This window comes from Cellulomonas algicola, assembly GCF_003851725.1.
Lineage (GTDB): Bacteria > Actinomycetota > Actinomycetes > Actinomycetales > Cellulomonadaceae > Cellulomonas > Cellulomonas algicola.
This window is the reverse complement of the sequence record NZ_BHYL01000528.1, coordinates 1-501: the sequence shown is the minus strand read 5'-3', so window position 1 is coordinate 501 and position 501 is coordinate 1. Positions and strand designations below refer to the sequence as shown.

At 81.4% G+C, this 501-nt stretch carries 1 protein-coding gene; it reads right to left on the bottom strand.

What is annotated here, in order from left to right; translation table 11 throughout:
- Positions 1-501: AfsR/SARP family transcriptional regulator (locus CTKZ_RS21235; RefSeq protein WP_148090557.1), on the bottom strand; the 501-nt coding region annotated here is incomplete at both ends.

Genomic DNA, 501 nt, shown 5'->3' with positions numbered 1-501 from the left:
GGTCGTGGGCGCGTCCCAGCAGCGCGTGCCGCGCGGCGCGCAGGCCGACCGGGTGCCGGACGGGCGTGCGCCGGTGCGCGCTCGTCGCGGCGTCGCCCACGGTCCGCCTCGCCGCCGCCGTCCGTCCCGGCGATGCGTCGGTGGACCGCGCGAGCAGCTGCTCGTTGAGCGCGACCAGGTCCGGCCGCGGATCGGCGCCGAGCTCGTCGGCGAGCACGTCACGGACCCGCGCGAACGTGCGCAGGGCGTCGGTGGTCCGTCCCGCCGCCGCCTGGACCCGCATGAGCCGCAGCTGCGCGTCCTCGTCGGCGGGTGCCGCCCTGGCCGCCCCGACGGCGAGCTCCAGCGCCTCGTCCGGCCGGCCGAGCGCGAGCAGGGCCTCCACCTCGACGGCCGTGAGCGCGTCCCGGGCGGAACGGGCGGCCGCGGTCAGCGCGTCCGCGAGGCCCGGCGCGGCGTCCGCGACGTCCGGCCCCGCCGAGCCGCGCCACAGGGCCGCGG